General features: G+C 60.4%; 20 protein-coding genes. 9 read left to right on the plus strand and 11 right to left on the minus strand.

Translation table 11 applies throughout. From position 1 onward, the window contains the following. The first annotated feature begins 251 nt into the window (after nt 1-251). The gene (locus LAB08_RS23870; protein ID WP_096509412.1) at nt 252-1,274 is read left to right on the plus strand and encodes a transporter; all 1,023 of its coding nucleotides are present in this window, start codon (nt 252-254) and stop codon (nt 1,272-1,274) included. Between the two features lie 250 nt (nt 1,275-1,524). Further along, the gene (locus tag LAB08_RS23875) at nt 1,525-3,138 is read left to right on the plus strand and encodes an inorganic phosphate transporter (RefSeq protein ID WP_096509411.1); all 1,614 of its coding nucleotides are present in this window, start codon (nt 1,525-1,527) and stop codon (nt 3,136-3,138) included. 126 nt (nt 3,139-3,264) lie between these two features. On the opposite strand, the gene LAB08_RS23880 is transcribed toward LAB08_RS23875, so the two are convergent. After that, nucleotides 3,265-4,161, minus strand: a complete 897-nt coding sequence (locus tag LAB08_RS23880) for a LysR family transcriptional regulator (protein WP_096509410.1) — start codon at nt 4,159-4,161, stop codon at nt 3,265-3,267. A gap of 120 nt (nt 4,162-4,281) precedes the next feature. On the opposite strand from LAB08_RS23880, the gene LAB08_RS23885 reads away from it, so the two are divergent. Beyond that, nucleotides 4,282-5,040 carry an SDR family NAD(P)-dependent oxidoreductase gene (locus LAB08_RS23885; RefSeq protein ID WP_096509409.1) on the plus strand — a complete coding sequence of 253 codons (759 nt, stop codon included), beginning with the start codon at nt 4,282-4,284 and terminating at the stop codon, nt 5,038-5,040. A 104-nt stretch (nt 5,041-5,144) separates the two neighbouring features. Here the strand turns inward: LAB08_RS23885 and LAB08_RS23890 are convergent, their stop codons facing one another. Next, nucleotides 5,145-5,582: a multidrug/biocide efflux PACE transporter gene (locus tag LAB08_RS23890; protein ID WP_096509408.1), complete on the minus strand. Its 438-nt coding sequence runs from the start codon at nt 5,580-5,582 to the stop codon at nt 5,145-5,147. Nucleotides 5,583-5,672: 90 nt separating this feature from the next. Between LAB08_RS23890 and LAB08_RS23895 the strand changes: the two genes are divergently transcribed. After that, on the plus strand, nt 5,673-6,527 hold the full coding sequence (locus LAB08_RS23895; protein ID WP_096509407.1) for a LysR family transcriptional regulator: 855 nt from the start codon (nt 5,673-5,675) through the stop codon (nt 6,525-6,527). Between the two features lie 229 nt (nt 6,528-6,756). Here the strand turns inward: LAB08_RS23895 and LAB08_RS23900 are convergent, their stop codons facing one another. The 3 genes from LAB08_RS23900 to LAB08_RS23910 form a co-directional block, all read right to left on the minus strand. After that, entirely contained in the window at nt 6,757-7,992 is a 1,236-nt protein-coding gene (locus LAB08_RS23900) for an RNA polymerase sigma factor (RefSeq protein WP_096509406.1), read from the minus strand. A gap of 1 nt (nt 7,993) precedes the next feature. Continuing rightward, nucleotides 7,994-8,338 (minus strand): YciI family protein, encoded by a 345-nt coding sequence (locus LAB08_RS23905; RefSeq protein ID WP_096509405.1) that lies wholly within the window; start codon nt 8,336-8,338, stop codon nt 7,994-7,996. Between the two features lie 80 nt (nt 8,339-8,418). After that, nucleotides 8,419-8,844 carry a YybH family protein gene (locus LAB08_RS23910; RefSeq protein ID WP_096509404.1) on the minus strand — a complete coding sequence of 142 codons (426 nt, stop codon included), beginning with the start codon at nt 8,842-8,844 and terminating at the stop codon, nt 8,419-8,421. Nucleotides 8,845-8,985: 141 nt separating this feature from the next. On the opposite strand from LAB08_RS23910, the gene LAB08_RS23915 reads away from it, so the two are divergent. Further along, the gene (locus LAB08_RS23915; RefSeq protein WP_096509403.1) at nt 8,986-9,471 is read left to right on the plus strand and encodes a GNAT family N-acetyltransferase; all 486 of its coding nucleotides are present in this window, start codon (nt 8,986-8,988) and stop codon (nt 9,469-9,471) included. A gap of 123 nt (nt 9,472-9,594) precedes the next feature. On the opposite strand, the gene LAB08_RS23920 is transcribed toward LAB08_RS23915, so the two are convergent. The 3 genes from LAB08_RS23920 to LAB08_RS23930 all read right to left on the minus strand — a co-directional run bounded on the left by LAB08_RS23920 (nt 9,595) and on the right by LAB08_RS23930 (nt 11,396). Then, nucleotides 9,595-10,083, minus strand: a complete 489-nt coding sequence (locus LAB08_RS23920; RefSeq protein WP_096509402.1) for a GNAT family N-acetyltransferase — start codon at nt 10,081-10,083, stop codon at nt 9,595-9,597. A gap of 97 nt (nt 10,084-10,180) precedes the next feature. Then, complete coding sequence (locus tag LAB08_RS23925) at nt 10,181-10,666, minus strand: GyrI-like domain-containing protein (RefSeq protein ID WP_096509401.1); 486 nt, start codon at nt 10,664-10,666, stop codon at nt 10,181-10,183. A 67-nt stretch (nt 10,667-10,733) separates the two neighbouring features. Then, on the minus strand, nt 10,734-11,396 hold the full coding sequence (locus LAB08_RS23930; RefSeq protein ID WP_096509400.1) for a LysE family translocator: 663 nt from the start codon (nt 11,394-11,396) through the stop codon (nt 10,734-10,736). 138 nt (nt 11,397-11,534) lie between these two features. Between LAB08_RS23930 and alaC the strand changes: the two genes are divergently transcribed. Continuing rightward, nucleotides 11,535-12,746, plus strand: coding sequence for an alanine transaminase (alaC, locus tag LAB08_RS23935; RefSeq protein ID WP_096509399.1), 1,212 nt, complete (start codon nt 11,535-11,537; stop codon nt 12,744-12,746). Between the two features lie 125 nt (nt 12,747-12,871). Here the strand turns inward: alaC and LAB08_RS23940 are convergent, their stop codons facing one another. Both LAB08_RS23940 and LAB08_RS23945 read right to left on the minus strand, forming a co-directional pair. Then, a complete protein-coding gene (locus tag LAB08_RS23940) occupies nt 12,872-14,224 on the minus strand; it encodes a GntP family permease (protein WP_096509398.1) in 1,353 nt (450 codons plus the stop codon). An 82-nt stretch (nt 14,225-14,306) separates the two neighbouring features. Beyond that, entirely contained in the window at nt 14,307-14,840 is a 534-nt protein-coding gene (locus tag LAB08_RS23945) for a gluconokinase (protein ID WP_096509397.1), read from the minus strand. Nucleotides 14,841-15,055: 215 nt separating this feature from the next. Between LAB08_RS23945 and gntR the strand changes: the two genes are divergently transcribed. Continuing rightward, nucleotides 15,056-16,087: an HTH-type transcriptional regulator GntR gene (gntR, locus tag LAB08_RS23950; RefSeq protein WP_096509396.1), complete on the plus strand. Its 1,032-nt coding sequence runs from the start codon at nt 15,056-15,058 to the stop codon at nt 16,085-16,087. A gap of 111 nt (nt 16,088-16,198) precedes the next feature. On the opposite strand, the gene LAB08_RS23955 is transcribed toward gntR, so the two are convergent. Then, the gene (locus tag LAB08_RS23955) at nt 16,199-16,447 is read right to left on the minus strand and encodes a DUF6124 family protein (RefSeq protein ID WP_096509395.1); all 249 of its coding nucleotides are present in this window, start codon (nt 16,445-16,447) and stop codon (nt 16,199-16,201) included. A 414-nt stretch (nt 16,448-16,861) separates the two neighbouring features. Here LAB08_RS23955 and LAB08_RS23960 point away from each other — a divergent pair, with 414 nt between their 5' ends. Together LAB08_RS23960 and LAB08_RS23965 are read left to right on the plus strand one after the other, a co-directional pair. After that, a complete protein-coding gene (locus LAB08_RS23960) occupies nt 16,862-17,500 on the plus strand; it encodes a glutathione S-transferase family protein (protein WP_096509394.1) in 639 nt (212 codons plus the stop codon). Nucleotides 17,501-17,656: 156 nt separating this feature from the next. Next, nucleotides 17,657-18,214: a hypothetical protein gene (locus LAB08_RS23965; RefSeq protein ID WP_096515217.1), complete on the plus strand. Its 558-nt coding sequence runs from the start codon at nt 17,657-17,659 to the stop codon at nt 18,212-18,214. The last annotated feature ends 41 nt before the right edge of the window (nt 18,215-18,255 follow it).

The raw sequence follows: 18,255 nt of genomic DNA on the forward strand, positions 1-18,255 counted from the left end.
GAGACACGCCCGGTGAAGGCGTGAAAGGTGTTCAAACATCCCTGTCTGCGGCGTTGGCTTTGGGCCAAGGGCGCGCAACTTACCTCAAGCGGGATCGGCGTGCCAGAGCGGTTCTTTAGCTGAATCCGACCGCCGGTATGGCCATTTTTTGCATTCACTTTGTCGTCACAAAAACGTCATGAAGCCTTGCGATGATGCGGCTCAAGTGAACCTGTAAAACCCGCGACAGGCGCCTTCCCTTGCGAGTCCTCATGAACCACAGCATCGATCAAAGCCATCGCGATACGGATCTGTTCGGCCTGCTCTACGGCTTCAGTTTCCGCCCGGGCGAGCGCGGGCGGGAGATCGACTCGGCCAGGGCGTTGCAATGCCTGCAACAACCGGACGACAGCGACGAATTCCTCTGGCTGCACCTGAATCTCGCCCATGCCGCGTGCGAGCGCTGGATGAAAAGCCATCTGGAATTGCCCGACGAGTTTTTCGAAGCGCTGCATGAAGGTTCACGCTCGACGCGCATCGAGCATGTCGATTCGGCATTGTTGGCGGTGGTCAACGATGTGGTGTTCAACCTCAGCAGCATGGTCTCGTCGGATGTCTCGACGCTGTGGGTGTGCGTGCGCAGTCGGTTGATCATCAGTGCGCGCCTGCAACCGCTGCACTCGGTAGACAAGTTGCGCTCCTCGGTGAAGGCCGGCGAGCGCTTTCGCTCGCCCCTGGAATTGCTGGTGCACCTGCTGCGCGATCAGGGCGAAGTGCTGACGCAGATCGTGCGCAAGACCAGCCTGAGCGTGGATCAGATCGAAGACGAGTTGCTGTCCTCGCGCCTGTCCACCAACCGCGCCGAACTGGGCGCCAACCGACGGGTGCTGGTGCGCCTGCAACGCCTGCTGGCGCTGGAACCGGGCTCGTTGTTGCGACTGCTCAATCGCCCGCCGCCTTGGTTGCAAAAGGAAGACGTCAAGGAGCTGCGCAAATCCACCGAGGAGTTCGCCCTGATCATCAACGACATGACGGCGCTGAGCGAACGCATCAAGTTGTTGCAGGAAGAAATCGCCGCCAACCTCAACGAACAGAGCAACCGCACGCTGTTCACCCTGACCGTGGTCACGGTGCTGGCGCTGCCGATCAACATCATTGCCGGTTTCTTCGGCATGAACGTCGGCGGCGTGCCGCTTTCCCAGGACCCGGAAGGCTTCTGGATTCTGGTGGCGCTGGTCGCGACATTCACCCTGATTGCGGGACGCTGGGCGTTTCGTAAGCGACGGGATTATTGAACACGCTTGAAATCCTGTGGGAGCGAGCCTGCTCGCGAAAGCGGTGTGTCAGACACACAATTGTTGAATCCAATACCGTTTTCGCGAGCAGGCTCGCTCCCACAGGTTTCAGGTTTCACCGCGACAGAGGAGTGGTGGATTCGGATGATCGGATCCACAAAAAGCCCAAACCCTGACCCAAAGCAGCCTCCCTGTAACATTTCGCAACGATCATGGCGGATACCCCCTTCCCTCCAAAGGAATGTCCGGCATGGCTACGCCTTCCTTCTCCCCCGCCCAGGCGCCCACCAGTAGCGGTAAACCGCAGTTCGATAAAAAACCCGGTCTGCTCACCCTCGTGGTGTTTTTCGCGGTGCTGGCCTTGGGGCTGTTGTTTACTGCCTACAGCCTGATGCACGACATGAACGAACTCGGCACCGTGGTGACCACCTGGACGCCGTTTCTGCTGTTGGGCGTGGCGTTGGTCATTGCCCTGGGCTTCGAATTCGTCAACGGTTTCCATGACACCGCCAACGCCGTGGCCACGGTGATTTACACCCACTCGCTGCCGCCGAATGTCGCGGTGGTGTGGTCCGGGTTCTTCAACTTCCTCGGGGTGTTGCTGTCCAGCGGCGCGGTGGCGTTCGGCATCATCGCGTTGCTGCCGGTGGAGCTGATTCTGCAAGTCGGTTCCTCCGCCGGTTTCGCGATGATCTTCGCCCTGCTGATCGCGGCCATCCTGTGGAACCTCGGCACTTGGTGGCTGGGCCTGCCGTCTTCGTCGTCGCACACGCTGATCGGTTCGATCATCGGTGTAGGCGTGGCCAACGCCCTGATGCACGGGCGTGACGGCACCAGTGGCGTGGACTGGGCGCAGGCGACCAAGATCGGCTATGCGTTGTTGCTTTCGCCTCTGGTCGGCTTCGGCTGCGCTGCGTTGCTGTTGCTGGCGCTGCGCGCGTTCGTCAAGAATCGTGCGTTGTACAAGGAGCCGAAGGGCAACACGCCACCGCCATGGTGGATTCGCGGCCTGTTGATCCTCACCTGCACGGGCGTGTCCTTTGCTCACGGCTCCAACGACGGACAGAAAGGCATGGGCCTGATCATGTTGATCCTGGTCGGCACCCTGCCCATGGCTTACGCGTTGAACCGCACCATGCCCGCCGATCAGGCATTGCAGTTTGCCGCCGTGGCTGAAGTCACTCAGCAAGCGCTGGTGAAAAGCGCACCGCTGCCGGCCCCGGCCGACCCGCGCCCGGTGCTGTCCGACTACGTGCGCAGCAAGGAAGCAACGCCACAACTGGTGCCGGCGCTCGCCGCGCTGACCGGCAGCATCGGTGCTCAGGTCAAGGGTTATGGCGCGTTGTCGAAAGTCCCTGCCGAGGCCGTGGGCAACGTGCGTAACGACATGTACCTGACCAGCGAAACCATTCGCCTGATGGACAAGAACAAGGTCGGCAATTTCGACGCCGACACCAACGGCAAGCTGCAACTGTTCAAGCAGCAGATCGACAGCTCCACGCGGTTCATTCCGTTGTGGGTGAAGATTGCCGTGGCCATCGCCCTGGGCCTGGGCACCATGGTCGGCTGGAAACGCATTGTGGTGACGGTTGGCGAAAAGATCGGCAAGACCCACCTGACCTACGCCCAGGGCGCCTCGGCGGAAACCGTGGCCATGCTGACCATCGGCGCCGCCGACATGTTCGGTCTGCCGGTATCGACCACCCACGTCCTGTCGTCGGGCGTGGCCGGGACCATGGTCGCCAACGGCGGCGGCTTGCAGATGAAGACCATCCGCAACCTGCTGATGGCCTGGGTCCTGACCTTGCCGGCGGCGATCCTGTTGTCGGGGAGTTTGTATTGGTTGTTCACCCAACTGTTCTAAAGAACACCGCAAAACCCTGTAGGAGCGAGCCTGCTCGCGAAGGCGTTGTGTCAGTCGACATTGATATTGCCTGACATGCCGCTTTCGCGAGCAGGCTCGCTCCCACATTAGGTTATGTGATGTTGATCAGATCGCGGAACGCACCACCTCCCCCAACCACTCCATGAACACCCGCACCCGCAATGGCAAATGCCGTTGCCGGGCATACAGCAGCGAGACCTCCATGGACGGCGCGTTGTACTGCGGCATCACCGCCACCAGCGCACCGCTGTGCAGGTATTCGTGCATGCCCATCCGCGGTGCCTGGATCATGCCGAAACCGCCCAGGCATGCCGACTCATAGGCATCGGTGCTGTTGACCGTGATGCTGCCGCTCATCGGCAGTCGCTGCACCTTGCCGTCGACCTCGTACACGAAGCCTTCAGAGCGCGCGCCCAACACACCGACGTAATGGACCAGCCGATGCTGCGCCAGATCTTCCGGGCGCTCGGGCATGCCATAACGCTGCACATACCCGGGGCTGACACAGTTGATCATGGCAAAGTCGCACAGGTGGCGGGCGACCACCGATTGATCCGGTTGCGCACCGATCCGCACCACGCAATCAAAGCCTTCACTGAGCAAATCGACCCGACGGTCGGTGCTGCTGATTTCCAGCTCAAGCAGCGGGTGTCGCGCCATGAATTCCGGCAGGCGCGGCATCACCACGCGCCGGGCCAGAATGTTCGGCATGTCGATGCGGATCCGTCCCACCAATGACGCTTCGTCCTGACGAAACAACCCTTCGATTTCATCCATGTGCGACAGCAAATCCTTGCTGCGCTCATACAACACCAGGCCATCCTGGGTCGCCTGAACCTTGCGCGTGGTGCGTTGCAACAGGCGCGTGCCGAGCAATGCCTCCAGCGCCTGCACCTGTTCGGACACCGTCGAGCGCGGCAACCCCAGACTCTCCCCGGCCAGGGTAAAACTCGACATCTCGCTGACCCGGACAAAGGTGCGCAACAGTTCCAGCTTGTTCATGGCCTGCCCCTCTATTGTTCGGCTGTACCGACCAGTGATTCCGATTTCGCCATGTTTATCACCGAAAGCCGGACAAATAAACTTCCTCACATTAACAGCCACTGCTCCTGAGGAAGTCCCATGACCCGCAAAATCGCATTGATCACCGGCGCCAGTCGCGGCCTCGGCAAAAACGCAGCCCTGCACTTGGCTGCGCAAGGCATCGACATCATCGGCACCTACCACAGCCGCGCCGACGAGGCACAAGCACTGGTCGCCGAAATCGAAAGCCTGGGCGGTCGCGCCGCCATGCTGCAACTGGATGTCGGCCAGAGCGAACACTTCGCCGCCTTCGGCATCGAGGTTGACCAGGCATTACGCACGCACTTCGATCAAACGCACGTCGATTTCCTGATCAACAACGCCGGTATCGGCCTGCACGCGAACTTCGCCGACACCACGGTCGAGCAGTTTGATCTACTGATGAATGTCCAGCTCAAAGGGCCGTTTTTCCTTACCCAAACCCTGCTGCCACTGCTCAATGACGGCGGACGCATCATCAATGTGTCCAGCGGACTGACCCGCTTCAGCCTGCCGGGGTATGGGGCTTACGCGGCAATGAAGGGAGCGATGGAAGTGTTGACGCGCTACCAGGCCAAAGAACTCGGCGCCCGCCAGATTACGGTGAACATCCTGGCGCCGGGGGCGATCGAAACCGATTTCGGTGGCGGCGCCGTGCGCGATAACGCAGCCATCAACCAGTTGGTGGCGAGCAATACCGCGCTGGGTCGTGTCGGTCAGCCGGACGACATCGGCGCCGCGATTGCCTTGCTGGTGGCGCCGGGTAGCCAGTGGATCAATGGGCAGCGCGTTGAAGCGTCTGGCGGGATGTTTTTGTAATCAGCGCAAGACCCGTAGGAGCGTGCGGTGCGGCGATCCGACTTGCCCGCGAAGGCGTCGTACCTGACACACCCTCTTCGCGGGCAAGCCTCGCTCCTACAGGGTTATGCGTTGCTGTGCTCACGCATGACGAGCCGTTCGCGCACCACGTCATACACCCAGTGGTAAACGTAGGTGTACGGCAGGAAAAACAGCAGCACGCCGAGATCCAGCAAGAACGCCTGCCACAGGCTGATATTCAGCCACCAGGCGATCAGCGGTACGCCAAGGGCCACCAGGCCGCCTTCGAACATCAGCGCATGCACCCCGCGGACCCAGGCGTTATGCGCAATGGCCAGGCGCTTGAGCACCCGGTCGAACAGGGCGTTGAACACCACGTTCCAGGCCAGGGCCAGGGCGGCAATGACGACGGTGACCACGCCCATTTCCATCATCGGCTTGTCCATGATCCAGGCCAGCAACGGGGTACAGATCAGGATGGCCAGCAGTTCGAAACCGATGGCCTGGAAAATACGTTCAGTGATGGATTTGTTGGCGCTCATGACCAGACTCCTCTGAGTGACTGTGGTTGCCATGGTCCGACATCACACCGATACTTCATAACCAATAACCATCGATCAAGGCGATAGTTCATGGCCTCCCAGGAAGTGTTGCAGGCGTTTGTCCAGGCGGCGACGCAGGGTTCGTTTTCCGCCGCGGCGCGCAAGTTGGGCCGCAGCCAGTCGACCATCAGCGCCGCAGTGGCCAGTCTTGAAATCGACCTGAACCTGGCGCTGTTCGACCGCAGTAGCCGCAAACCCACATTGACCCCGGCCGGGCACGTGATGTTGCAGCGGGCGGAGGACATCCTGGCCGCTACCAGTCGTCTGGAAATGAGTGCCAGCCAATTGTCTCAAGGGGTCGAGGCGAAGCTGACCGTGGCGCTGTCCGACACCTACCAGTCCGACCGTTTCGAAGCGTCACTCAGTGCGTTCGAGCAGCGTTATCCGGACCTGGAACTCGAATGCCTGATCGCCGAATGCGACGACCTGGTGGCGCTGGTACAAAGCGGCCGGGCACAGGTTGCCTTCGCCGAAATGCAGGACAGCTATCCGCCGGACCTGGTCAATTCGACGGTGGACGAACGCACGGAAATCGCCCTGTTCGTGTCGCCAGGGCATCCGTTGGCGACGTTGAAACACATCGATCAGGACATACTGCAACAGCACCGCGAACTGCGCCTGGCAACCATCGTCAATCCCTATGAAAGCCGTGCAAAGGGCCGTGTCTGGTCGGCGCCGAGTTACTTGATGCTGCTGGAAATGGCCCAGGGCGGATTCGGTTGGGCGCCGTTGCCGCGTTGGCTGGTGGAACGTTTCGGTCCGGGATCGCTGCAGGAATTGCAGGTGCGCGGCTGGCCGAAAACGGTGTCGGTGGATGCCTTGTGGTCGCGCCTCAATCCGCCGGGGCCGGCGGGGAGCTGGTTGTTGGGCAAGATGCTGGAATAGCGGTGTCTGTTCGGACGCCATCGCGGGCAAGCCCGCTCCCACAGTGTCCGAGTCGTACACAAAATATATGCACACCCCTGAACCTGTGGGAGATGCTGGAATAGCAGTGTCTGTTCGGACGCCATCGCGGGCAAGCCCGCTCCCACAGTGTCCGAGTCGTACACAAAATATATGCCCCCCCTGAACCTGTGGGAGCGGGCTTGCCCGCGATGAGGCCCGCAAGATCACATCATTCCAACGCCCTGAGCCGCCCCTCGATAAACCGCCGCTCCGGCTCTTGCTGCGTCAACTCAAGCGCCCGTTCATAAGCCGCTCGGGCCTGCTCCACCCTTCCCAACTGCCGACAAAATTCCGCTCGGGCCGAATGCGCCAGGTGATAATCCAGCAGCTCACCGCGATCCAGTATTGCTTCGACCAGGGCCAGCCCCGCCAACGGACCGTCGCGTTTCGACAGTGCCGCCGCCCGGTTCAACTCGATCACCGGTGACGGCACGGCTCGCAGCAGCACGTCATACAGCCCGACGATTTGCGTCCAGTCGGTCTCATCCACCGACGGCGCTTCGGCATGCACCGCGGCAATTGCCGCTTGCAGGCAGTACGGACCGAAGCGTCGGGTGCCCAGCGCCCGCTCCACCAGTGCACAGCCTTCGGCAATCATCTCGCCGTCCCACAACGTTCGATCCTGCTCATCCAGCAAAATCAATTCGCCACTGGTGGAGGTTCTGGCCACCCGTCGCGACTCGTGCAACAGCATCAGCGCCAGCAGGCCCATGACTTCCGGTTCCGGCAACAGCTCCATCAATAACCGGCCGAGACGAATCGCTTCACGGGTCAAATCCTCGCGAGTCACTTGCGCACCGATGGACGCCGAGTAGCCTTCGTTGAACACCAGGTAAATCACCCGCAGCACGCTGTCCAGGCGTTCGGGCAACTCCGCCAGGGACGGCACTTGATAAGGGATTTTTGCATCGCGGATTTTCGCCTTGGCGCGCACGATGCGCTGGGCGATGGTGGCCGGCGCCGAGAGAAAGGCCCGGGCGATTTCTTCTGTGGTCAGGTCGCAGACTTCGCGCAGGGTCAACGGCACCTGGGCATCCGCCGCCAAGGCCGGGTGACAACAGGTGAAGATCAGGCGCAAGCGATCGTCTTCCACGTCTTCGTCACTCCAGTCGGCCTGCTCCAGCGCCTCCAGTTGCGCGATCAACAGTGGTCGCGAGGCGGCGAAGCGGGCGCGCCGCCGCAACACATCGATGGCTTTGAAACGCCCGGTGGACACCAGCCAGGTACGCGGGTTGTCCGGAACGCCATCCTGCTGCCAGCGCTCGACCGCAACGAAAAACGCTTCGTGCAGGGCCTCTTCGGCGAGGTCGAAATCGCCGAGCAGGCGAATCAGCGTCGCCAGAATGCGCCGCGATTCCTGGCGATAAACCTGCTCGACCTGTGCCTGCACCGAAAGCCCCGGCATCTCAAGGATTCAACTGTCGAACGGGGCGCACTTCGACACAGCCGATCCGGGCCGCCGGAATGTCCCCGGCGACCTGGATCGCTTCGTTCAGATCCCTGGCATCGATCAGGTAGAAACCGGCCAACTGCTCCTTGGTTTCAGCGAACGGGCCATCGGTGATCGACAGCTTGCCGTTGCGCATGCGCACCGTGGTGGCCGTCTGCACCGACTCCAGTGCCTCGGCGGCGACCATCCGGCCGCTGCCCTGGACCGACTCGGCGTACGCCATGCACTCTGAATCGTGCGGGCTTTCCGGCAGCGAATGCAGCAGGTGCTCGTCGCTGTAGACCAGACATAGGTATTTCATGGCGTTCTCCTGGATCGAACGGAACAACTATGGTCGCAGATGGGCATTCTGGCCCGGCTTGCCGATCAACAGCCGGATAATCAAGGCTGCAGGTCGAACAGGGTCGCGCCACTGGTCATGTCGAACGGGGCCGACCAGTGTTCGTGGACGATCTGCCACAACCCGGCTTCCTGCCGATAGCACTGGGTCACACGCATCCAGCAGGCCTGGGTTTCACCCTTCTCGTTGGTGCCGCCGCAATGCGCCAGAAAGTGGGCGAAAGCGATCTCCTGGGACGGCTCGATGGTCACTTCGTGGAACTCGAAAATGTGCGGCCCGGGGCACATTTCCATACAGGCCTGCCAATGGGCCCGATAGGCTGGTTTACCCTTGAATTGCAAGGCCTTGACCGCGTCGAAGGAGACGATGTCCTCGGCATACAGGGCCATGACTTTATCCACGTCCTTGGTCATGACGGCCTGGCGATAGCTCTCGATCAGGTTCTGGATCTGGGTTTGCGAGTTCATGGTGGTTCTCCGTGGTTTTTATTGTGAAGACACCCTTAGTCGTCCGGCGATCCGGCAAATCGACAGACGAAATAAAAATAATCCACCCACGCAATATCGCTAGAATTCGAGACTCATTTTTGTTGGAAAAAGGACACTCCAGTGACAGCCCGACTCGTGCCTTACGAAAGCCTGAACGCGCTGCAGCGACAACAGGTCGAGGCCATCGAAGTGCATCCGGATCAAATCAGGTTTTCCGGTGACATCCACGGTGCATTGCATACCTTGCTGTCCCGGCCCGGCCCCGGCGTCAAAGGCTTCGCCCTGCTGGCCGATGACATTCCCGTGGCTTTCCTGCTGCTCAAGCGCCCGCCGGTACTGCCGGCCTGGGCCGACGAACACAGCGCCACGCTGCATGCCTTGCAGGTCGATCAAAAGGTTCAGGGCAAAGGCTATGGCAAGGCCTGCCTGCAAGCACTGCCTGAAGCGGCCCGTGAGGCCTGGCCGGAAATCAGGGGACTGGAATTGTCGGTGGATGCGGACAATGAATCGGCGATTGCGCTGTATGCCAAGTATGGGTTCATCGACAGCGGCGAGGCGTACAAGGGGCGGATCGGGTATGAGCGGCGGATGGCACTGAAATTCTGAATCCCGGCATAGTTTCCCTGTGGGAGCGAGCCTGCTCGCGAAGCGGTGTATCAGGCAACATTGATGCCGGCTGATACTCCCTCTTCGCGAGCAGGCTCGCTCCCACAAGGGCTGTGCATTGAATCAGAGATTGAGCACCATCTCATGCCAGGCCATCCCGCCATGGTCGGAGGCCGAGGGCTTGATGTAGGCAAAGCCAAACCCGGCGTACAGCGCAATATGCCGCTCCTTGCACATCAGGTGGATGCTGACTTTATTCAGTGCGCGCATGCGTTCGATGAACTCGCCCATCAGGCGCTTGGCCAGGCCCAGCCCCTGATAATCCGGATGCACCACCACCGACATGATCACCACGTGCGGGCCGGCCGGGTCGTGGCCGATCAGTTCCTTGAACGCCTCGTCCGACATTTCGACCTGGAATGCCGCGCCGGAATTGATGAAACCGGCGACCACGCCGTCCACTTCGGCAACGATGAAACCCTCGGGCCAAGTGGCGATGCGGGTGGCGATTTTCTCGCGGGTCGCGGCTTCGTCGCCTTCGTAGGCAACGGTTTCGATGGCGTAGCAGCGGTCCAGATCGGCAGGCGTGACGTTGCGAATGACGGTGTTCATGGCAGCTCGGAATCGGCGGGGAAAGGCTGGGGATTTTAAATCAGCAGCCGCGTGACATCGAGAGGCGAATCCTTTGATGCGCCTCCCGACGCCGGGGTCATTGCTTGATCGGCATCCAGATTTCCAGCTTGCCGGTGTTCAGCTTCGGGTTGAAGTCTTCGCTGTAGCGCTCGAACTCCGGGGCGTCGGTTGCGGTGTACCCGGATTGCGGAAGCCAGGTGTCACAAATGTAGCGGAAGGTCTGCGGCAGGCTGGTCAATGGCCCTTTGTGCTCGAACACCGCGTAATACTGGGGCTGAATTTCTACCCAGCGGTAGGTATCGGGCAGGTCGTCGAGCTTGCTGATCTCGACCCCGGCGATGTAGTCAAAACCGCCCTCGCCGTCGAAGTTGTAACCGACGCCGTACATCACTTCGTTTTTCTGGCCCGGAATCTGACCCAGATGGGGCATGAGTTTCTCCCAAAGGGCCGGAATGCGGGGAATGGTCTGCCGGGTGAAGCGGTCGCCCATACCGGCAATCAGGAAAAAGTGCCCGTGTTCGAAGCGAGGTTCCGACAGTTCGAAGCCTTTTTGTTCATCCATGATGCAACTCCTGGAAGGAAAAAGTGGGTTCGGCTGGGAGTATAGAAGCCAAACCCGATTCGCCCAATCACAGGGCGTGCAACTGCTCGACGGCAGCGGCGCCGACAAACTCGTTGTAACCGGAAAGGATCACGTACACCGCGAAATAGCAGAAGATCGCCGCCGATGCCATGTAGGAATAGCGCAGCAACTTGTCGCCGAGCAACTTGCCGCCGTGGCTCGCCACAAAGCACAGGCCGGCGGACCACAGCAGCCCGGCGCAGAGAAACCCGCCGAGAAACAGCGCCGAGCTGAGGGATCCGCCACCGCCTGATCGGGCGATCAGCGTGCCACCCACCGCGGCGAACCACAGAATCGCACTGGGCGACGACATGGCGAGGAAAATCCCGCGAAAGAACTCCTTGCGGTGGGAGTTGTGGCCGACCTCGGGGGTCTCGGCCAGCAGCGCCTCGTGGTGGATCGCCGAATAAATCATCTTCGCCGCGAAGTACACCAGCAGCGCCGAGCCGCCGATCCACAACACCCAGCGCACGGTTTCGTATTGCAGCAAAACGGTCATGCCGGCCAGCGCCAGCACCGCGTAGATCAGGTCGCCGACACAAGTCCCCAGGCCCAGTGCAAAGCCCTGAAAATAGCCGCGCTGCATTGCCAGGGTGATCATCGCGATGTTGGCGACGCCGATGTCCAGGCACAGCGAAAGGCTCAGCAAGAAGCCACTGGTAAATTCCATCGACCCAATTCCTTCGGAAAAATTTGTTTACATGGAGGCTGGACAGTCTGCCACAGCTGCCCGTACATTCCGCCACAGGTCACCGCAGTGACCAGCGTCGCTCGGACGGTTCCGGGCGCTTACGTTATCGAGGCAACAATGGCCGAACAAGGTTCGCCGCGCCGCTTTGCGCGCATAGATCGACTCCCCCCTTACGTTTTCAACATCACAGCCGAGCTGAAGATGGCCGCCCGTCGTCGTGGCGAAGACATCATCGACTTGAGCATGGGCAACCCCGACGGCGCCACCCCGCCGCACATCGTCGAAAAACTGGTCACCGTTGCCCAGCGCGAAGACACCCACGGCTACTCGACGTCCAAGGGCATTCCGCGCCTGCGCCGGGCGATTTCCAACTGGTACAAGGATCGTTATGAGGTCGACATCGACCCGGAAAGCGAAGCCATTGTCACCATCGGTTCCAAGGAAGGCCTGGCGCACTTGATGCTGGCCACCCTCGACCAGGGCGACACCGTTCTGGTGCCGAACCCGAGCTACCCGATTCACATCTACGGTGCCGTGATTGCCGGCGCCCAGGTGCGTTCGGTGCCGCTGGTGCCGGGCGTGGATTTCTTCGCCGAGCTGGAACGGGCGATTCGTGGCTCGATCCCGAAACCGAAAATGATGATCCTCGGTTTCCCGTCAAACCCCACCGCCCAGTGCGTGGAGCTGGACTTCTTCGAACGGGTGATCGCCCTCGCCAAGCAGTACGACGTGCTGGTGGTGCATGACCTGGCTTACGCCGACATCGTCTACGACGGCTGGAAGGCCCCGTCGATCATGCAGGTGCCGGGCGCCAAGGACATCGCGGTGGAGTTTTTCACCCTGTCCAAGAGCTACAACATGGCAGGCTGGCGCATCGGTTTCATGGTCGGCAACCCGGAACTGGTCAACGCCCTGGCGCGGATCAAGAGCTACCACGACTACGGCACCTTCACCCCGCTGCAAGTCGCGGCGATTGCGGCACTGGAAGGCGATCAGCAATGCGTGCGCGACATCGCCGAGCAATATCGGCAGCGGCGCAACGTGCTGGTCAAGGGCCTGCATGAATTGGGCTGGATGGTGGAAAACCCGAAAGCCTCGATGTACGTCTGGGCCAAGATTCCCGAGGCCTATGCCCATCTGGGTTCGCTGGAATTCGCCAAGAAACTGCTGGCCGAAGCCAAGGTCTGCGTCTCGCCGGGCGTGGGTTTCGGTGAATACGGGGACGATCACGTGCGCTTCGCCCTGATCGAAAACCAGGACCGGATTCGCCAGGCCGTGCGCGGGATTCGCGGGATGTTCCGGGCGGATGGGCTCGTCAGCAAATCCTGACACCCAACACAAAACACTGTGGGAGCGAGCCTGCTCGCGAAAGCGGACTTACATTCGACATCTTCATTGAATGTTAAGCCCTCTTCGCGAGCAGGCTCGCTCCCACATTTGTCTTGCAGTGATATTCAGACGAACAACGACAACAGCAGAATAAAGCCCAGGCCCACCACCGACAGGATGGTCTCCATCGCCGTCCAGGTCTTGAAGGTCTCCGCCACGGTCATGTTGAAGTACTGCTTCACCAGCCAGAAACCGGCATCGTTAACGTGCGACAGGATCAACGAACCGGCACCGGTCGCCAGCACCAGCAGCTCACGGTTAACACCCGGAATCATCCCCACCACCGGCACCACGATGCCTGCGCCAGTGATGGTCGCCACGGTTGCCGAACCGGTCGCAATACGGATCACCGCCGCCACCAGCCAGGCCAGCAGGATTGGCGAAATTTGCGCGGCGACCGCCATATGACCGATCACATCACCCACGCCGCTGGTCACCAGCATCTGCTTGAAGCCACCACCGGCACCGATGATCAGGATGATCGCCGCGGTCGGTGCAAGGCTGGCGTCCAGCCATTTGAGGATCTGCTGGGAGCCGATGCCCTGCTTGTAACCGAAGGTGTACAGCGACAGCAGCAGCGCGATCAGCAGTGCCGAAATCGGGTGACCGATCAGGTCCATGAAGGTGCGGAAGAAATTACCGTCCGGCAGCACCACATCGGCGAAGGTCTTGAGCAGCATCAGGAACACTGGCGACAACACGGTGACCAGGGTGATGCCGAAGCTCGGCAGATCGGCTGAGTCCGTCTCGCGGGCCAGTTGATCCACCAGTTCCTGGTTCGGATGACCGGGGATGTGCTTGGCGATGAACGTACCGTAAATCGGACCGGCAATGATGGCCGTCGGCAGCGCCACGATCAGGCCGTAGAGAATGGTCTTGCCGATGTCGGCACCGAACACGCCAATGGCCAGCAGCGGCCCCGGGTGCGGTGGCACCAGGCCGTGGACGGCGGACAGGCCGGCCAGCAGCGGGATACCGATTTTGATGATCGACACGCCGGTGCGGCGGGCGACGATAAACACCAGTGGGATCAGCAGCACGAAGCCGATTTCGAAGAACAACGGAATGCCCACCAGGAACGCGGCGAACATCATCGCCCACTGTACCTTGTCCTTGCCGAAGGCGCGGATCAGGGTCTGGGCGATCTGATCCGCCCCGCCCGATTCGGCCATCATTTTGCCGAGCATGGTGCCCAACGCGAGGATGATCCCGACAAACCCGAGCACGCCACCGAAGCCGTCCTGGAATGCCTTGATGATGGTGCCGATCGGCATGCCGGAGGTCAGCCCGAGGAAAGCGGCGGCGATGATCAGGGCAATGAAGGGGTGAAACTTGAACTTGGTGATCAGGACGATAAGCCCGATCACCGTCACCACTGCATCGAGCAGCAGGAACGTCTCGTGGGACATGCCAAACATTAGGGGTGTCTCCTGGTTGTTGTTGTTATTAAAGCGGGTAATTCGAAAGCCATAAGGACAGCGCTATCTCTGCAAGCAAAATTTAACCGGCGCGTTTCAGGCCGTGCTCGAGCCACCAGTGGTGCGCTTGCACAGCCAGCTCATCGACGCTGTGGGTCGACGCATCAAGGGCCAGGGTCAACGGCTCGCCGATGGGGGATTCGAGGGTGGCGAACTGGCTGGCGATCAGGGTCGACGGCATGAAATGACCAGGCCGATGGGAGACGCGGTCGGCGGCGACTTCGGGAGTCAGTTCCAGAAACACGAAGCCCAGGCCCGGCAAGGCACTGCGCAGACGTTCGCGGTAAATGTGCTTGAGGGCCGAGCAAGTCAGCACCGGGCGCTCGCCCATGGCATCGACACGGCGCAGTTCATCGCACAGGCTGTCGAGCCAGCCGGCACGGTCTTCATCGTTCAGGGGGATACCCGCGCTCATCTTTTCGATGTTGGCGGCAGGATGAAAAGTGTCGCCTTCAATGGCAGTGGCGCCGCTGAGTTGGCACAGGGCCTCGCTGACGCACGTCTTGCCGCAACCGGCAACGCCCATGATGACCAGGGCGGTGATGGGATGATTCATGTAACACCTCAGCGCGCAGACAGCGCTACCTTTGCCAGTTATGACACTAGACCAAAAGCAGGAGTTGCCGACGCCTTTCTTGTCATTTTATGGGTTGCAGCAGGTTAAGTCTCAACGCCAAAAAGCGAGGATCAGGCGAACCCCCGCTCACGCATTTGCAGCTGCATCGAGACAGCGCTACCTTAGTGCCTTGAATTTTGTTTGGCAAGCCGTCGATGACCTCAACCAAGAACGATAAAAATACGCGCACCACTGGCCGCCCTACCCTGAACGAAGTCGCGCGCCTGGCCGGTGTCAGCCCGATTACCGCATCCCGCGCCTTGCGCGGCGTCAGCACCGTGGCCACGGAACTGGTGGAAAAGGTGCAGAACGCGGCCCTTGAACTCAACTACGTGGTCAACTCTGCTGCCCGCGCCTTGGCCTCGGCCCAGAGCCACTCGGTGGTGGTGCTGGTGCCATCGTTGTCCAACCTGCTGTTCATCGACACCCTGGAAGCCATCCATCAGGTTTTGCGCCCCAAGGGCTTCGAAGTGCTGATCGGCAACTTCCATTATTCGCGCGACGAAGAAGAAAACCTGCTGCGCAACTACATGGCCTATCAGCCCCGAGGCTTGCTGCTCACCGGTTTCGACCGCACTGAAAGTTCGCGACGGATGATCGAGGCGAGCAACATTCCCTGCGTGTACATGATGGAACTGGACAGCGCCGCCGGCCTCAATTGCGTCGGTTTTTCACAACTGGCCGCCGGCGAAACGGCCGCCGAGCATTTGCTGTCCCGCGGCCGAAAACGCCTGGCCTACATCGGCGCGCAACTCGACCAGCGCACATTGTTGCGTGGCGAAGGCTATCGCCGCGCCCTGCAAAAAGCCGGTCTGTACGACCCGGCGCTGGAAGTGCTGACGCCGCGCCCGTCTTCGGTCGGCCTGGGCGGCGAGTTGTTCCTGCAGATGATGGCCAGTCATCCCGACGTCGATGCAATCTTCTTCGGCAACGACGACCTGGCCCAGGGTGCATTGCTCGAGGCCATGCGCTGCGGGATCAAGATCCCCGAGCAGGTGGCGATCCTCGGTTTCAACGACCTGCCCGCCTCGGCTCACATGGTCCCGCGCCTGAGCAGCATCAGCACCCCGCGTGAAGCCATCGGCCGCCGCGCGGCGGAACAGATGCTGACGCTGATGGCCGGCAATACCGTGGCCAAGCCGGTGCAGGACATGGGGTTTGAGTTGAAAGTGCGCGAGAGTACCTGACCGTTCCTGACCTGTAGGAGCCGGCTTGCTGGCGATGGTGGCGCATCAATCGACATGGATGGCGCCTGATAGACCGCTTTCGCCGGCAAGCCGGCTCCTACAGGTCAGCGATCAATCCTGCGGATCAAGATTATCCAGCGCCCGATTCACCGCCAGTTCGGCCAGCATGACGATCTGGGCAATCGCCAGTGCCGTATTGCGATGGCTTCCCTCCAGAAAAGTAGCAAAGTCATTGGTCATGACACTCGCCGAGGCCAGGGATTCGCAGGCATGCGCCAGCAGGGTTTCGTTACTGATGTCTGGGGCGATGAGGAACATGGGACTGGGATTGCGCGGGGGGTTTGGTGTGGGTTTGAACATGGCGATGCTCCTAGAGTGATGGAGCTGCCACTGTTCGCTGCTAGACGAACATTAAGGTGGCAGCCGCGCGTGGGCTAGCAGACCAGGACTCTAGAACCCGGTAGACCCGAAAGTCTTCCCACGCACAGCCGCCATAACGTGAACCCATCACGAACGGTGGACGCCATGCGTCTAAAGTGTCCTGGCTGCTAGACCCGATCGCTGATTTTCAGCGACACGGAACAATAGAATCCGGACACCAGACGCACAAGTCGGCGGATTCTGGCTTAGTTGTAGGCAGGCGCGCAAGAATTCACACTCTTCGGAAATCCTCTGAAATCCCTTGCCTACAGACCATTCCTATAGGCTTGATGTCAGCCGTTGGCAGGCTCACTATGATTCTCCGACGCCTTGATTCGCTGACGGAGTAGCAACATGGACCATGCACTGAAAATCCTCGGCAAAGCCTCTTCGATCAACGTGCGCAAGGTCCTGTGGACCTGCGAAGAACTGGGCCTTACCTACGAACGCGAGGATTGGGGCAGCGGATTTGGCTCGACCCACAGTCCCGAGTTCCTCAGGTTCAATCCCAACGCCCAGGTGCCGGTGATCATCGACGAGAACGGGGTGCTCTGGGAATCCAACACCATTTGCCGCTACCTGGCCGGCAAGCACCACCATCATCACAACGAGCTGTTGCCCATCGAGCCGGCCGCCCGCGCTCGGGTGGAGCAGTGGATGGATTGGCAGGCCACCGATCTCAATTCGTCATGGAGCTACGCGTTCATGGCACTGGTGCGCAAAGATCCGGAGTTCCAGGACCCGCATCGCGTGGAAGTCAGCGTGCGTGGCTGGAACCAGAAAATGGGCATTCTCGAACATCAACTCGCGACCACCAAGGCGTATGTCGCCGGGAACCGATTTACCCTGGCCGATATCGTCATCGGCCTGTCCGTCAATCGCTGGCTGATGACCCCCATGGAGCGTCCCGACTTCCCTGCCATCGATGACTATTTCAAGCGTCTGGCGCCACAAACCGGATTTCTTAAACATTGCTGCAACGGCTTGCCCTGAATGCCACGTTTGCCGTTCGTCGGCAAACCTCTGCCGGTATCGCCCGTCGACATTTCCAATACTTATTTTCAACCAATTGATTTTTAAGGAATTTATTTTAAGGCACAGTATTTGCTGAAAGCGCTGCACCGCCATCACCCACAAGGTCTGCTCATCATGTTGGTCAGTGCAAAATCAACCCTGGTAACACCACTCCCCAAACGTCCCGGCGAAGACCCGACCACCGAAGCCGCCGCCGGGCTTCAAAGCGCCATGGCCCAGGCCCTGCAAAACAATGTGCAGGCGCAAACCGCGCAAGCCAGTACACAGGTCCAGGAATCCGCCACCGGGCAGGCCACGCAACAGGTCAGCGAAGCCACGCGGATCAGCGACAACGTCGATGAGGCGTTTGCCAAGACCCGCGTTAACCTGCAAGCAGTCAACGCGCCGCTGCCGGATGGCGTCAAGGATCGGATCAAGGACGGCTCGGCCACTTCCGAATTCAAGGATTACATGAGCAAGACCCCGGAACAGCGCATGCGTGATGCGGTTCTGCAAGAGATGGGGCTGACCCAGGAAGAGGTCGATCAAATGCCGCCGGAGAAACAGAAGGCGGTGGGTGAGGAGATTGCCCAGCGCATGGAAGACAAGCGCCAGATTGCAGAGGCCGAGAAAGCCCAGGGCAGTGAAAAAAACGGTGTTCAGGTGGTGGATAAATTCCTGGCTTCGCTTTAATCGGTGGCTACAACCCCGCACCTGTGTGAGCAAGGCTTGCC

Origin of the sequence: Pseudomonas izuensis (assembly GCF_002356535.2) — a bacterium.
In the GTDB taxonomy this organism is placed as follows: Bacteria; Pseudomonadota; Gammaproteobacteria; order Pseudomonadales; family Pseudomonadaceae; genus Aquipseudomonas; species Aquipseudomonas izuensis.

Coding starts and splice junctions, on each gene's coding strand:
- LAB08_RS23875 (WP_096509411.1), top strand. CDS start 1,525: ATGGCTACGCCTTCCTTCTCCCCCGCCCAGGCGCCCACCAGTAGCGGT.
- LAB08_RS23890 (WP_096509408.1), bottom strand. CDS start 5,582: ATGAGCGCCAACAAATCCATCACTGAACGTATTTTCCAGGCCATCGGT.
- LAB08_RS23900 (WP_096509406.1), bottom strand. CDS start 7,992: ATGCCGGGGCTTTCGGTGCAGGCACAGGTCGAGCAGGTTTATCGCCAG.
- LAB08_RS23885 (WP_096509409.1), top strand. CDS start 4,282: ATGACCCGCAAAATCGCATTGATCACCGGCGCCAGTCGCGGCCTCGGC.
- gntR (WP_096509396.1), top strand. CDS start 15,056: ATGACCTCAACCAAGAACGATAAAAATACGCGCACCACTGGCCGCCCT.
- LAB08_RS23955 (WP_096509395.1), bottom strand. CDS start 16,447: ATGTTCAAACCCACACCAAACCCCCCGCGCAATCCCAGTCCCATGTTC.
- LAB08_RS23910 (WP_096509404.1), bottom strand. CDS start 8,844: ATGAACTCGCAAACCCAGATCCAGAACCTGATCGAGAGCTATCGCCAG.
- LAB08_RS23945 (WP_096509397.1), bottom strand. CDS start 14,840: ATGAATCATCCCATCACCGCCCTGGTCATCATGGGCGTTGCCGGTTGC.
- LAB08_RS23895 (WP_096509407.1), top strand. CDS start 5,673: ATGGCCTCCCAGGAAGTGTTGCAGGCGTTTGTCCAGGCGGCGACGCAG.
- LAB08_RS23920 (WP_096509402.1), bottom strand. CDS start 10,083: ATGAACACCGTCATTCGCAACGTCACGCCTGCCGATCTGGACCGCTGC.
- LAB08_RS23965 (WP_096515217.1), top strand. CDS start 17,657: ATGTTGGTCAGTGCAAAATCAACCCTGGTAACACCACTCCCCAAACGT.
- LAB08_RS23940 (WP_096509398.1), bottom strand. CDS start 14,224: ATGTTTGGCATGTCCCACGAGACGTTCCTGCTGCTCGATGCAGTGGTG.
- LAB08_RS23870 (WP_096509412.1), top strand. CDS start 252: ATGAACCACAGCATCGATCAAAGCCATCGCGATACGGATCTGTTCGGC.
- LAB08_RS23905 (WP_096509405.1), bottom strand. CDS start 8,338: ATGAAATACCTATGTCTGGTCTACAGCGACGAGCACCTGCTGCATTCG.
- LAB08_RS23925 (WP_096509401.1), bottom strand. CDS start 10,666: ATGGATGAACAAAAAGGCTTCGAACTGTCGGAACCTCGCTTCGAACAC.
- alaC (WP_096509399.1), top strand. CDS start 11,535: ATGGCCGAACAAGGTTCGCCGCGCCGCTTTGCGCGCATAGATCGACTC.
- LAB08_RS23880 (WP_096509410.1), bottom strand. CDS start 4,161: ATGAACAAGCTGGAACTGTTGCGCACCTTTGTCCGGGTCAGCGAGATG.
- LAB08_RS23960 (WP_096509394.1), top strand. CDS start 16,862: ATGGACCATGCACTGAAAATCCTCGGCAAAGCCTCTTCGATCAACGTG.
- LAB08_RS23930 (WP_096509400.1), bottom strand. CDS start 11,396: ATGGAATTTACCAGTGGCTTCTTGCTGAGCCTTTCGCTGTGCCTGGAC.